General features: G+C 70.6%; 11 protein-coding genes and 1 riboswitch. Of the genes, 6 read left to right on the plus strand and 5 right to left on the minus strand.

Going from position 1 to position 13,527, the window contains the following annotated elements:
- Positions 1-49: 49 nt before the first annotated feature.
- From AC3CBB_RS02195 to AC3CBB_RS02210, 4 genes are read left to right on the plus strand one after another with little or no spacing between them, the layout of a single operon-like run.
- The gene (locus AC3CBB_RS02195; RefSeq protein ID WP_488625815.1) at positions 50-928 is read left to right on the plus strand and encodes a DUF4397 domain-containing protein; all 879 of its coding nucleotides are present in this window, start codon (positions 50-52) and stop codon (positions 926-928) included.
- Positions 929-975: 47 nt separating this feature from the next.
- Positions 976-2,097, plus strand: coding sequence for a family 8 glycosyl hydrolase (locus tag AC3CBB_RS02200; protein WP_488625816.1), 1,122 nt, complete (start codon positions 976-978; stop codon positions 2,095-2,097).
- 1 nt (position 2,098) lies between these two features.
- Positions 2,099-2,749: a sortase domain-containing protein gene (locus tag AC3CBB_RS02205; protein ID WP_488625817.1), complete on the plus strand. Its 651-nt coding sequence runs from the start codon at positions 2,099-2,101 to the stop codon at positions 2,747-2,749.
- 26 nt (positions 2,750-2,775) lie between these two features.
- On the plus strand, positions 2,776-3,438 hold the full coding sequence (locus tag AC3CBB_RS02210; protein ID WP_488625818.1) for a lysophospholipid acyltransferase family protein: 663 nt from the start codon (positions 2,776-2,778) through the stop codon (positions 3,436-3,438).
- 144 nt (positions 3,439-3,582) lie between these two features.
- On the opposite strand, the gene treZ is transcribed toward AC3CBB_RS02210, so the two are convergent.
- Genes treZ through glgX form a run of 3 tightly spaced genes read right to left on the minus strand, consistent with a single transcriptional unit; the run spans position 3,583 to position 9,802 of the window.
- Positions 3,583-5,340 (minus strand): malto-oligosyltrehalose trehalohydrolase, encoded by a 1,758-nt coding sequence (gene treZ / locus AC3CBB_RS02215; protein WP_123506120.1) that lies wholly within the window; start codon positions 5,338-5,340, stop codon positions 3,583-3,585.
- Positions 5,337-7,688: a malto-oligosyltrehalose synthase gene (treY, locus tag AC3CBB_RS02220; protein ID WP_488625819.1), complete on the minus strand. Its 2,352-nt coding sequence runs from the start codon at positions 7,686-7,688 to the stop codon at positions 5,337-5,339. The genes treZ and treY overlap by 4 nt, the downstream gene beginning before the upstream one ends.
- Positions 7,685-9,802 carry a glycogen debranching protein GlgX gene (gene glgX, locus AC3CBB_RS02225; RefSeq protein ID WP_123506118.1) on the minus strand — a complete coding sequence of 706 codons (2,118 nt, stop codon included), beginning with the start codon at positions 9,800-9,802 and terminating at the stop codon, positions 7,685-7,687. The genes treY and glgX overlap by 4 nt, the downstream gene beginning before the upstream one ends.
- Before the next feature lie 135 nt (positions 9,803-9,937).
- On the opposite strand from glgX, the gene AC3CBB_RS02230 reads away from it, so the two are divergent.
- Entirely contained in the window at positions 9,938-10,888 is a 951-nt protein-coding gene (locus AC3CBB_RS02230; protein ID WP_488625820.1) for an NAD-dependent epimerase/dehydratase family protein, read from the plus strand.
- A gap of 7 nt (positions 10,889-10,895) precedes the next feature.
- Here AC3CBB_RS02230 and AC3CBB_RS02235 read toward each other — a convergent pair whose 3' ends face one another.
- Both AC3CBB_RS02235 and AC3CBB_RS02240 read right to left on the minus strand, forming a co-directional pair.
- Positions 10,896-12,176 carry a BPSS1187 family protein gene (locus AC3CBB_RS02235; protein ID WP_488625821.1) on the minus strand — a complete coding sequence of 427 codons (1,281 nt, stop codon included), beginning with the start codon at positions 12,174-12,176 and terminating at the stop codon, positions 10,896-10,898.
- 212 nt (positions 12,177-12,388) lie between these two features.
- Complete coding sequence (locus AC3CBB_RS02240) at positions 12,389-12,760, minus strand: hypothetical protein (RefSeq protein ID WP_488625822.1); 372 nt, start codon at positions 12,758-12,760, stop codon at positions 12,389-12,391.
- Between the two features lie 27 nt (positions 12,761-12,787).
- Positions 12,788-12,898, plus strand: a riboswitch (TPP riboswitch).
- Here AC3CBB_RS02240 and AC3CBB_RS02245 point away from each other — a divergent pair.
- The gene (locus AC3CBB_RS02245) at positions 12,893-13,525 is read left to right on the plus strand and encodes an ECF transporter S component (protein ID WP_488625823.1); all 633 of its coding nucleotides are present in this window, start codon (positions 12,893-12,895) and stop codon (positions 13,523-13,525) included. It overlaps the preceding riboswitch by 6 nt.
- The last annotated feature ends 2 nt before the right edge of the window (positions 13,526-13,527 follow it).

Genomic DNA, 13,527 nt, shown 5'->3' on the forward strand with positions numbered 1-13,527 from the left:
ACCGGGATTCCACCCGCACCACCGCACCACACCCGAGAAAGGTTCCGCCATGGCAACCCTGATCCACTCCTCCCGCTCGCCGCAGAGCGTGCCCCGAGACGAGGCCAAGCGCCTCGTCCGCCTCCAGCGCGTCGCGATCGTCCTCGCCCTGTTCGTCGCCGCAGCCCTCGCCCTGGGCTCCGCCCTGTTCGGCGGCTCGTCCGCCGACGCCGCCCCCGCCGCCGGCAAGGGCTGGGTGCGCGTCGGGCACCTCTCGCCCGACACCAAGGCCGTCGACGTGCGCCTCACGGCGTTCGCCGGAGGCCAGACCGTCTACGAGCTCGACGGCGTCAAGTACGGCCAGGTCAGCCCCTACAAGCAGCTCCCGACCGGCCGCTACACCGTCGCGATGACCGCGTCGGACGCCCCGAAGTCGGCCAAGCCGGTCATCAGCGCCTCGATCACGGTCGCGACCGACAAGCCGATCACCGTCGTCGCGTACGGCACCAACGACGACCTGCAGACGAACGTCTTCCAGGACGACCTGACGAAGCCGGCGGCCGACAAGGCTCGCGTGCGTCTCGTTCAGGCGGCCACGGTGTCGAAGACCGTCAGCGTCGCCACCAGCACGGGCACGGCAATTGCCGAGGACGCCGCGTTCGGCAGCGCCTCCGGCTACGCGTCCGTCGGCGCCGGCACGTGGAAGCTCGACCTGGACGGCCGTGACAAGAAGGCCGAGGCCACGAAGACGCTGAAGCTCGCCTCGGGCAGCATCAACACGCTGTTCGTGCTCGACAACGCCTCGAACGGCATCACGATCGTGCCCGTCGTCGACAGCGCCGCGACCACCACCACCCCGAAGGGCGGCGTCCAGACCGGCGGCGGCTACGAGGCCACGCACCCCGAGCTGATCCCGACCGCCCTCCCGTTCGAGGCGGTCGCGCCGTAGCCCCCGCGCGCAAGGTCCTGCTGGCCGTCGGCATCGCCGCGGCGCTGGTGGCGACGGCGACGGTGGCGGCCTTCGCGACCGGCGTGCTGCCGGGAGGCCGTGCGCCGGCGCCGGAGGCGGCCTCGACGCCGGGTGCTTCCGGCTCCGCAGTTCCTGCGCGGAGTGCCACCGAGATCGGCACGGCGTTCCTCGCCGACTACGTGCAGCAGGGCGGAGACGATGCCGGTCGCGTCGTGCGCCGCGACCAGGGCGACGACACGGTCAGCGAGGGGCAGGCCTACGGCATGCTCGTCGCGGCCGCTCTCGGCGACGAGAAGTCGTTCGCGTCGATCTGGACGTGGACGAAGACGAACCTCCAGCGATCGGACGGCCTCATGGCGTGGCAGTGGAAGGACGGCGCCGTCGTCGACCCGATGCCCGCGTCGGACGCCGACGTCGACATGGCGCACGCGCTCGTGATGGCGGGCGCCACCTTCGACCATCCCTCGTGGACGACCGCAGGAGAGACGCTCGCCGGTCACATCATCGACGACCTGACGGTGCAGACGCCCGACGGGCGCATCCTGCTCCCGGGCCCCTGGGCGCAGGGCGACGGCCCCTGGTCGTACAACGCCTCGTACGCGGCGCCATCGAGCTTCCAGGCGCTCGCGAAGGCCACCGGAGACGACCGCTGGTCTCAGCTGCTCGCAGGAACTCGCACGGTCACCACGAAGATCCTCGATTCGAGCGCCCTCCCCAGCGACTGGTCGCAGGTCGCCGCCGACGGCTCGGTCACTCCGCTGCCCGGCCCCACGGGCTCGTCCGGGACCGTGCAGTACGGCTACGACGCCGGCCGCGTCGCCATCCGGTTCGCTCAGTCGTGCCAGCCCGCCGACACTGCGATCGCTGCCCGCCTGGCGGGACCGCTCGCCGACAAGGACCCCCTGCCCATGCAGCTCGACCTCGGCGGGACGGCCCTCAACAGCGATCAGAGCCCGCTCGGCTACGTGGCCCGTGCGGCCGCTCGGGCGAGCGGATCGGACCGCGCAGGAGCCCAGGCCGACCTCGCGGCGGCCGACCGGCTCGCGCAGTCGACGCCGACCTACTACGGCGCCGCGTGGGACGCCCTCGGAGCGCTGTCGCTGCAGACGGACGCGATGGGCTCGTGCCCCCTCTTGAAAGGCGAATGACATGAGACTCCCTGCACGCGCGAGCGCCGCGCTCGCCGCCGCCGCCCTGGTCGTCGCGGGCCTCGCGGCCTGCTCGACCGGCGCGACCACCGAGGCGGCGCCCACCGCGACCGCCACCTCGACGCCGACCCCCGGCCCCGGAGCCGCGGGACGCCTCCAGGACCCGGACGAGAGCTCGCTCTCGAGTGCTCCGGCGGCGGGCGTGGTGCCGACGAAGATCGCCATCGCGAAGCTCGGCGTGTCAGCGGGAATGCAAGACCTCGCGATCGGCGCCCAGGGGGAGCTCGACCCGCCCACCAACGCGACCGACGCCGGCTGGTACGCCAAGGGCGTCGTGCCCGGGGCTGTCGGACCAGCCATCATCGCCGGTCACATCGACTCGACGACCGGGCCCGGTGTCTTCCTGCACCTGGCGCAGCTCGCCGCCGGCGACACCGTGAAGGTGACGCTCTCGTCGGGCGCCGTCCAGACGTGGAGCGTGACCGGAAGCCGCGCCGCGCTCAAGTCGGAGTTCCCGACCAGCGACGTCTACGGCACGTCGCCGACGCCGCAGCTGCGCCTCATCACGTGCGGCGGTACCTTCGACGCCTCGATCGGGCACTACGACCAGAACACGATCGTGTTCGCCGACCTGGTGTCGACGACGGCCTAGCCGCCCGGCCCTCTACAGTTGCTGGCGTGTACCGCTTCCTGCGCTTCTTCGTCGTCCGGCCCGTCATGTTCGCGTTCTTCCGGGTGAGGGTGAGCGGCCTCTCGAACATCCCGAAGCGCGGGGGAGTGATCCTCGCCGGCAACCACATCGCCTTCATCGACTCGGTGTTCGTGCCGGCCGTCGTGCTCCGGCCGATGACCTACCTGACAGCCAGCGACTACTTCACGAAGACCGGGTTCGGCGGGCGACTGCTCGGCTGGTTCCTGACGCAGATCGGCCAGCTCCCCATCGACCGGGCGGGCGGCTCGGCCGCCAAGGCCGCGCTCCAGACCGGCCTCGGGGTCCTCGCCTCCGGCGGCGCCCTCGGCATCTACCCCGAGGGGTCCCGGAGCCGTGACGGCAGCCTGCACCGGGGCCGCACCGGGGTGGCGCGGATGGTGCTGTCGTCGGGCGTGCCGATCGTGCCGTTCGGCATCCAGGGGAGCGACCAGGTGATGGTGAAGGGCTCGAAGCTGCCGAGGCGCGCGCGAGTCACGGTCGTCTTCGGCGAGCCGATCCACTTCGAGAAGGTCGAGGGCGACTACGACGCGACGCGGCTGCGTGCGGTCACCGACGAGGTGATGGCCGCGATCGCGGCGCTGACGGCGCAGGAGTACGTCGATTCGTACTCAACGGGTCGAGGAGCATAGGCGCAGCCTCGACTGGTCGAGGAGCATAGGCGCAGCCTCGACGGGTCGAGGAGCATAGGCGCGACCTCGACGGGTCGAGGAGCATGGGCGCAGCCTCGACGGGTCGAGGAGCGTAGGCGCAGGGCGGCGCGGGCGGCGCGTCGCTCAGCGCACGACGGCGACCGAGTGCGGCGGCAGCGCGAGCGACCGGCCGGGCTCGACGGCGGCCGAGCTGGCGAAGAGCACCTGCTCGGAGCGGATCGGGAGCTCGCGGAGTTCCTGCGCGAAATTCACCGCCACACGGAGGCTGCCGCGCGTGATGACCAGCCAGCGGGCCTCCTCGTCGAAGTCGACCGACAGCGTGGCGCCGCCGAGCGACGGGTCGGTCAGCTCGGGCTCGGCCCGCCGCAGCGCCAGGAGGGCGCGGTAGGCCTCGAGAACGACCGCGTGGCGGCCCGACTCGACCTCGGTCCAGTCGAGCTTCGAGTCGGCGAACGTCGACTGCTCTTGCGGGTCGGGCACGGCGGACTCGTCCCAGCCCATGCGGGCGAACTCGGCGATGCGGCCTTTGGCGGTGGCCTCGCCGAGATCGTGCTCGGGGTGCGACGTGAAGAACTGCCACGGCGTCGAGGCCGCCCACTCCTCGCCCATGAAGAGCATCGGGGTGAACGGCGCGGTCAGCGTCAGGGCCGCGGCGATGATCAGCTGGCCGTCATCGAGCGTCGCGGCCAGGCGGTCGCCGATGGCGCGGTTGCCGATCTGATCGTGGTTCTGGTTCGCGACCACGAGGCGCCAGCCGGGCATGCGCTCGGTGTCGATCGGCCGGCCGTGGTACGCGTCGCGGAACGACGACCAGGTGCCGTCGTGGAAGAACCCGCGCGTGAGCACCTTGGCCAGGGCGCCGAGGTGCTCGAAGTCGGCGTAGTAGCCCGAGATCTCGCCGGTCAGCGCCACGTGCACCGAGTGGTGGAAGTCGTCGCTCCACTGCGCGTCGAGGCCGAAGGCCGAGCCTCCGCGACCGGCCGCCTCGCGGGGAGCGACGAGCGACGCGTCGTTCTTGTCGCTCTCGGCGATGAGCCACTTCGGGCGGCCGACGTGGGCGGAGAGGCGGGCGGCGCGGATGCCGATCTCCTCGAGCAGGTGCACCGGCGAGTCGTCGACCAGGGCGTGAACGGCATCGAGTCGGAGACCGTCGACGTGGTAGTCGGCGAGCCACAGGGCCGTGTTGTCCGAGATGAACGAGCGCACCTCGTGCGACCCCGTGTCGTCGAGATTGACGCCGGTGCCCCAGGTCGAGGCGTGCTTGTCGGTGAGGTACGGACCGAGCTGCGGCAGGTAGTTGCCGCTCGGGCCGAGGTGGTTGTAGACGACGTCCTGGATGACTCCGAGTCCGCGGTCGTGAGCGGCGTCGACGAAGCGCTGGTAGGCCTCGGGGCCGCCGTAGTTCTCGGTGACGGCGAACCAGTCGACGCCGTCGTAGCCCCAGTTGTGCGTGCCGTTGAACGCATTGACCGGCAGCAGCTCGACGAAGTCGACGCCGAGGTCGACGAGATGGTCGAGGCGGTCGATCGCCGAGTCGAGAGTGCCGGTCGGCGTGAAGGTGCCGATGTGGAGCTCGTAGATGACGGCGCCGGCGAGCGGTCGCGAGGTCCACTCGTCGTCGGTCCACGCGAAGGCCGCCGGGTCGTAGGTCTCGCTCAGGCCGTGCACGCCGTCGGGCTGGCGCAAGGAGCGCGGATCCGGAATCGGCGTGGTCTGGTCGTCGAGCAGGAACCCGTAGCGGCGTCCCGCTGCGCGGTCGAGGCCGGCCGGGGCGCGCCACCATCCCTCGTCGTCCTGGGCGAGGTCGTGGACCTCGCCGTCGAGCTGGAGTCGGACGCGCGCTGGCAGCGGGGCCCAGACGTCGTAGAGAGCCACGGTCATACCTCGGAGTCGGGGGTGGATGAGTCGTCGGGAGCAGGGATCAGCAGCGCCACCGGGTACGTGGAGAGCACATCGGCGAGCCGCAGGCGCGAGCCCGAGTGCCGACGGCCGGTGAGCACGTCGATGCGGTCGCCGCCCGAGAGGTGCAGCACGGTGTCGCGCCAGCCGCCCGATTCGGCGAGCCCGACCGGGAGCCTCGTGGCGACGGCGATGGCCCCGCCGCGATCGACGGCGACGGCCGAGGAGGCCGCCTCGCCGAACACGGGCAGCGGCGCGTACCGCTCGAACAGCTCGGACCGGTCGCGGCGCAGCGTGAGCGCGCGGTGCGTGACGAGCAGCTTGGCGGCGCCGCTCTCGTCGACAGCCGGCGTCTCGCCCTCGTTGATCGCCGCGAGGTACAGGCGGCGCAGGTCGAAGTCGACGGCGCGGCGGTTGTCGGGGTCGACGAGCGAGTAGTCCCACAGCTCGCAGCCCTGGTAGACGTCGGGGGCTCCCGGGCCGGTGAGCTGCAGCAGCTGGAGGCTCAGCGAGTTGCTCCAGCCGGCATCGCGCACGAGATCGACGACGCGGTGCAGCTCGGCCTCGACGCGCTCGTCGTCGAAGCACGAGTCGACGAGGGCATGCATCTTCTCTTCGAACTCGGCGTTCTGGTCGGTCCAGGCGGTCGAGGTGCCGGCCTCCCGCGACGCCTTCTCGGCGTAGTCGTGAAGTCGTTCGCGCGACGCGGGCCAGACCCCGACGATGCTCTGCCAGAGGAGGTTCTCGAACGGCCCGTCGCCGAGCGGCGCCAGTTCGCGAAGGCGTCCGAGCGCGGCCGCCCACTCGACGGCGACTTCCGACAGCACGCTGATGCGGGCACGGACATCCGCCGACCGCTTGGTGTCGTGCGTCGACAGGGTCGTCATGGCGTGCGGGTACGTCGCGAGCCGCTTCTGCTGCCGCTGGTGGAACTCGGCCTGCGAGAGCGCGAAGACGTTCGGCTCGGCACCCACCTCGTTCAACGACACCAGGCGGCTGTAGCGGTAGAAGGCCGTGTCTTCGACGCCCTTGGCCATCACCATGCCGCTCGTCTGCTGGAAGCGCACGGCGGCGGGGTCGCTCGGGTCGCCCAGACGGGCCACGACGTCGGCGATCGCGTCGGTGAGGTCGGGGCGGGCCCGCTCTGCGATGGCCGCGGCTTCGGCGAGCTGCTCGCCGCCCTGCGGCAGATAGCTGCGGTACACGGGGAAGGCGGCGGCGAGCTCGGCCAGAGCTTCGACGGTCGCAGGAACCGGCGCGCCGCCATCGGGCGCGAGCATCCGCGCCAGCCGGTTGATCTCGCTCCCGAGGATCCCGTCGGCGATCCCGAGCTTCGTGCCCAGGATCATGTCGTGCCAGTCGACGGGCTGGCTGCCGTCACGGACGGACGCGTCGAGCGCGCCCAGCGCGGCGGCGCCGTCGGGGTCGACCAGCACGCGGTCGAACTCGCCGAGCGCGTCGTAGCCCGTCGTGCCGGCCGTGGCCCAGTCGTGAGGCAGCTCCTCCGGACCCTCGAGGATCTTCTCGACGAGCACGTGCGCGCCGCCGGTCAGCTCGCGCAGACGGTCGAGGTAGCCCGCGGGGTCGGCGAGGCCGTCCGGGTGGTCGACCCGGAGGCCGTCGGCGATCCCGTCGCGGAACCAGCGGCCGATCTCGGCGTGCGACTCGTCGAATACCCAGGGCTCCTCGACGCGGATGCCGGCGAGGGTGTTGACGGCGAAGAAGCGCCGGTAGTTCAGGTCGGAGTCGGCGCGCTTCCAGTACACGAGCTCGTAGTTCTGGCGAGCGTGGACGTCGACGGGGGAGTCGCCCTCCGAGAAGGTGCCGGGCGCCAGCGGGTAGCGGTTGTCGAAGTAGCGGAGCTCGTCGCCCTCGATCCTGAGGTCGTCGAGGCGGTCGTCGCCGCCGTCGCCGAGGACCGGTATGAGCACCTTGCCGCCGCCCGCCGCCCAGTCGACGTCGAAGGCGGTCGCGTAGCGCGAGTCGGTGCCGTGCTTCAAGAGGTCCCACCACCACGAGTTCGTCGCCGGCGAGGCGACTCCCATGTGGTTCGGCACGATGTCGATGAGCACGCCGAGCCCAAAGAGGTGCGCGCGGTCGGCCAGCGAGTGGAGGCCGACCTCGCCGCCGCGGGCGGGGTCGATGCGCGAGTGGTCGACGACGTCGTACCCGTGGTCGCTGCCCTTCTCGGCTTCGAGCACGGGCGACAGGTAGACCCAGTCGACGCCGAGGTCGCGGAGGTACTGCGTCACGTCGGCCGCGGCGGTCAGGTCGAACGACGCGCGGATCTGGAGCCGGTACGTGGAGAGCGGCCCGTGCTCGCGGGTCATCGGGCGACCTGCTCGATCGCGCGGAGGACCACCATCGAGCGGCCGGCGACAGGCAAGCTGTCGCCGGGCTTCACGGGCGTGGCGGGTCGCTTGGGCAGAACGGTGTCGATGACGACCTCCCATTTATCGGCGTACTCGTCCGTCGGGACGGTGAACGTCACTGTGTCGTCGTGGGCGTTGAAGTAGAGCAGGAAGTTCACGTCGGTGATCCGGCCGCCGCGGGAGTCGCGCCCGTGGATGCCGTTGCCGTTCAGGAACATCCCGATCGAGCGGCCGAAACCGGAGTCCCACTCCTCGGGCTGCATGGCGTCGCCCTCGGGCGTCAGCCAGACGATGTCGGGCAGCGGATCGCCCTCACCCCGGCGGACCGATCGGCCGTCGAAGTAGCGCTGGCGGCGGAACGTCGGGTGGTCGCGGCGAAGGTGGACAAGCTTGGTGGTGAACGCGATGAGGTCGTCGTCGGCGTTCTCCCAGTCGATCCAGCTGAGCTCGTTGTCCTGCGCGTACGTGTTGTTGTTGCCGAGCTGGGTGCGGCCGAGCTCGTCGCCGTGGACGAGCATCGGGACGCCCTGGCTGAGCATCAGCGTGGCGAGGAAGTTGCGGACGCGCTGGCGACGCAGCTGCTCCACCTTCTTGTCTTTGGTGGGGCCCTCCGCGCCGGAGTTCCACGACCGGTTGTGGCTCTCGCCGTCGTTGCCGTTCTCGCCGTTGGCGTCGTTGCGCTTCTCGTTGTACGACACCAGGTCGCGCATCGTGAAGCCGTCGTGCGCGGTGACGAAGTTGATCGACGCGATCGGGCGACGGCCGTCGCGCTGGTAGAGGTCTGCTGATCCTGTGATGCGAGAGGCGAACTCGCCGAGCGTCGCCGGCTCACCCCGCCAGAAGTCGCGCACGGTGTCGCGGTACTTGCCGTTCCACTCGGTCCACTGCGGCGGGAAGTTGCCGACCTGGTAGCCGCCGGGCCCGACGTCCCACGGCTCGGCGATGAGCTTGACCTGCGACACGATCGGATCCTGCTGCACGAGCTCGAAGAAGGTCGAGAGCCGGTCGACCTCGTAGAACTCGCGTGCGAGAGCCGCCGCGAGGTCGAAGCGGAAGCCGTCGACGTGCATCTCGGTGACCCAGTAGCGGAGGGAGTCCATGATCAGCTGGAGCGAGTGCGGGTGACGGACGTTGAGGCTGTTGCCGGTGCCCGTGTAGTCCATGTAGTACTGCTGGTCGTCTTCGACGAGCCGGTAGTAGGCGGCGTTGTCGATGCCCTTGAACGACAGCGTCGGGCCCAGGTGGTTGCCTTCGGCCGTGTGGTTGTAGACGACGTCGATGATGACCTCGATGCCCGCGTCGTGGAGCACGCGGACCATCGTCTTGAACTCCTGCACCTGCTGCCCGTGGTCGAGCACGGACGAGTACTGCTGGTGCGGCGCGAAGAAGCCGATCGTGTTGTAGCCCCAGTAGTTGCGGAGGCCCTTCTCGAGCAGCGTGTTGTCTTGCACGAACTGGTGCACCGGCATCAGCTCGATCGCCGTGACGCCGAGGCTCTTCAGGTGCTCGATGATCACCGGGTTCGCGACGCCGGCGTAGGTGCCGCGCTCGTGCTCGGGGATGCCGGGGTGCGTCTCCGTCAGGCCCTTGACGTGCGCCTCGTAGATGACCGACTCGTCGTAGCTGTACTTGGGCGGCCGGTCGCCCTGCCAGTCGAAGTACGGGTTGATGACGACGCCCATCATCATGTGCGGGGCGCTGTCCTTGTCGTTCCGGGAATCGGGCGCGCCGAAGTTGTACGCGAACAGCGCCTCGTCCCAGTCGATCTCGCCGGCCGTGGCCTTGGCGTACGGGTCGAGGAGCAGCTTGTTCGGGTTGGCCCGGTGCCCCGTGGCGGGGTCGTACTGGCCGTGGACGCGGTAGCCGTAGACCTGGCCGGGCTGCACGCTCGGCAGGTAGGCGTGCCACACGTAGGCGTCCACCTCGACGAGGTCGACGCGCGTCTCGACGCCCTGATCGTCGAACAGGCACAGCTGCACCAGATCTGCCGCTTCGGAGTAGATCGCGAAATTGGTACCGCTGCCGTCGTACGTCGCACCCAGGGGATAGGGGTTGCCGGGCCAGGTGATCATCGAACCTCCGTCAGGACTCGTTACAGCCTAGGGGCGTTGGCTGTGCCTGTCCGGGCGTATGGTCGGGTTCCGGACCGCGACACCCGCGCGTCGCATCCGTCGCGACGTGCTCGCGGCGCACGCGAAGGAGCTGGCATGAAGATCGTCGTCATCGGAGCAACGGGGCACGTCGGGGGCTATCTCGTGCCGAGGCTGGTGCTCGCCGGGCACGACGTCGTGGCCGTCAGCCGGGGCGTCAGCGCCCCCTACCGGTCGGACCCGGCGTGGAACCGCGTCGAGCGCATCGTCCTCGACCGCGAGGCCGACCCCGGCTTCTCCACCGCCATCCGCGACCTGGGTGCCGACGTCGTCATCGACATGGTCTGCTTCACGCCCGAGTCGGCCCAGCAGCTGGTCGACGCCCTTCGCGGCACCGGCGCGTTCCTGGTGCACTGCGGAACGATCTGGGTGCACGGGCCGAGCCTCGAGGTCCCGATCACCGAAGACGCCGAGCGGACGCCCTACGGGTCCTACGGCGTCGGCAAGGCCGCGATCGAGAAGCTCCTCCTCGCCGAGGCGCGCAGACCGGGCGGTCTCCGCTCGACCGTCCTGCACCCGGGTCACATCACCGGGCCGGGCTGGCCGATGATCAACGCGCAGGGCAATCTCGACCTCGGCGTCTGGAACGACCTCGCCGCTGGCCGCGAGGTAGCGATCCCGAACTTCGGCCTCGAGACCGTCCACCACGTCCACGCCGACGACGTCGCTCAGGCGTTCCAGCTCGCGGCTGAGCGGCAGCCGACCGGGGAGTCGTTCCACGTCGTCTCGGAGCGAGCGATGTCCCTCCGCGGCGTCGCGACCGGCATCGCCCGGTGGTACGGCGTCGAGCCGAACCTCACCTTCCTGCCGTTCCGCGACTTCCGCGCGACGACGACGGCCGAGCACGCCGACGCGAGCCACGAGCACATCGGGCGGAGCCACTCGGTCTCGATCGAGAAGGCGCGGCGGCTGCTCGGCTACGCACCCCGCTACACGTCGCTGCAGGCGATCCAGGAGGGGCTCGACTGGCTGAGGGCGGACGGACAGCTGGAACTGCAACCGGCCTGACGCGGCATCACTTCGCGAGGGAGCCGGCCTTCTCGGCCTTCTCCTCGACCGCCGCGGGGCTCTGCGGGTCGACGTACAGCCGCGCGAGCATCCACTTCCAGACCGGCTCGAACACGGGCGTGCCGTCGGCGTCGAGCGGGGTCGAGTCGGTGATGGTCCGCAGGTGCGAGAGGCGGCCGTCGCCGAGGTAGAGCGTGGTCACGAGGCGGTGCACGCCGGTATCGGAAGCGGCGGGGACCGGCACCCTCGAGCGAACCACGGGCCCGGCGAGGCCGAGTTCCTGCCAGGAATTCAGGATTCGCCCGTAGAACGCGTCGCCCCACGAGTCGAACCCGTACATGCGGCTGGCAGGGGTCGCGCTCCGGGTGTCGAGCCACGACGCCTTGGCGTCGGCGTCGGTGATGATCGGAGACGCGAACGTCAGCTGGCCCTTCACGTCGTGACGGTGGGCGATGTACGCCGACTCGCCGCCACCCTGGGAGTGGCCGGCGACGACGATGCTCTTCCACTTGATGAAGCCGTCGTCGCTGTACTGGCCCCAGCCGCCGTTCGGGTCGGCCTTCTGCAGGTACGCGAGGGACGCGCGGAGGCGCGCGAGCACCGAGTTGGCGGCGCCAATCTTGCTGAAGTGGTTGGGGGCGCTACCGTTGAAGCGGTTCTGCTGCACCATCGTGTAGCACCGGGCGTCGACCCCGCAGGTGGTGGCGACCGACTTGCCGCGATTGAAGTAGTCGAGCCCGAGCACGTGGTAGCCGGCCTCGGCCGCCGTCGTCAAGAACCTGCGGTAGTCGTTCGGGATGTGGCCGGTCGCGGGCAGGAAGAGCAGCAGCGGGCCGTCCGCGACCGAGCGCGCCGCCCAGTTGCGGGCGTCGGGCTCGACCACCGTGCCGGTGATCAGGCCGAGGTGGAAGCTGTACGGGTTGACGGTCAGCGCATCGCCGGCCGGGCCTGCGTCTCCCGCCGCGATGCTGCTCGATCCGCCGCCCGTCGCCACCTGCGACCGGTCGCTCTGCCGGTCGCGCGATGCCGCCGGCGGAGCCGTCGTCGACGCGGTGGGCTCGCCCTCCGGCCCCGCGGCCGTGACGTCGCCCGCCTTGCGGCCGCCTGAGCCGGGCATCGGGAAGTCGGGCGTGGCCGGACTCGCGATCGCCAGGCCCGCGGGAAGCCCCGGCGCGTGGCCGGCGGTCTGCCGAGTGTCGGAGCCGGTCTCGACCGACACGAGCACCAGGACCGCCACGCCGAGGACAGCGAGCAGGGCGAGACCGCGCGTCACCCTCCCCGACTTCATCCTCCATTGCTAACACAGCAAGGTGGACGCCCCATGGCTGCCGTGTGGCTCGGCGCGCGTCGGCCGGGCCTGGCGCGCGCCGGCCGGGCCTGGCGCGCGCCGGCCGGGCCTGGCGCGCGCCGGCCCGGTCGCTTCGGCGGGTGCTCGTCGGTCTCGGCGCGTCGCCGGGGACGCGCCCACGCCGACCAGCCCCCGCCCTCACTCCCGGATCACTAGATCTGCCCGAAATTCCCGGGTGCCGATCCGCCGGAAGCAGCCGAGGCGTCCACTTCGAGAAGGTCGCCGGTGCGGGCGTCCACCGTGATCTGCGTCGAATTCGCGGCTACATGGTTCTCGAGCTGCGCCAGCGATCTCATGCTGGGGAGGCCCCTGACCATCACGCCTTCGATCGACTGCGTCGAGACAGCCGACGGCGCAGAGGAGTGCGGGCTCGGATCGGCAACGACGGGGGACGCGGCGGCTACGCAGAGGGCGGCGGCACATACCGCGACGAAAACGGTAGCGGGACGATTCATTCGATTCTCCTCGTCGGTTTCGGGTTGTGTGTACAGAACCTTACATTCAAATTCGATCTCAGGAACCACGGCGTGGCAAGCCGCGCTAGAGTGGGCGCCACAACACACGGGAGTCCGGTGAGCCGGGCTGAGAGGAAGCGATCCACGCTTCGACCGTCGAACCTGATCCGGATCATGCCGGCGCAGGGAGGAGATCTGACCATGTCTGTTTCTGCACGCACTCGCGAGGCCTCGACTGCCACGACGACGAAGCCCGCTCGCCGGTGGCGGGTCGTCGACATCGTCGTCGCCAGCGTCCTCGGAGTCGCCTCCGGCGTCATCTTCTGGGCGTGGGGCCTCGCCTGGACTCCGCTCAGCGGCGTCCTGGCCTTCTCGCCCGGGCTCGACGGTCTGCTCGCAGGCGGCTGGCTGTTCGCCGGCGTGCTCGGCGGGCTCGTCATCCGGAAGCCCGGCGCGGCGCTCTACACCGAGATCGTCGCCGCCGTGGTCTCGATGCTCGTCGGCACCCAGTGGGGATTCTCGACGCTCATCTGGGGCATCCTGGAGGGCCTCGGAGCCGAGCTCGTCCTCGCGCTGTTCCTGTACAAGTCGTGGCGTCTCGGCACCGCCCTCCTGGCCGGCGCTGGAGCGGGACTCGTGACCGGCCTGCTCGACACCAACTTCTCGAGCGTCGCCGCGCTCGCCGCCGAGTTCAAGGTCGTCTACATCGTCTCGGCCGTCGTCTCGGGCGTCGTGCTCGCCGGCCTCCTGTCGTGGCTCGCCGTCCGCGGCCTCGCCGCGTCGGGCGCCCTGTCGCGATTCGCGTCCGGGCGGTCGGCGAAGAAGCTGGTCTGACC

Source organism: Frondihabitans sp. OV104 (assembly GCF_057787745.1).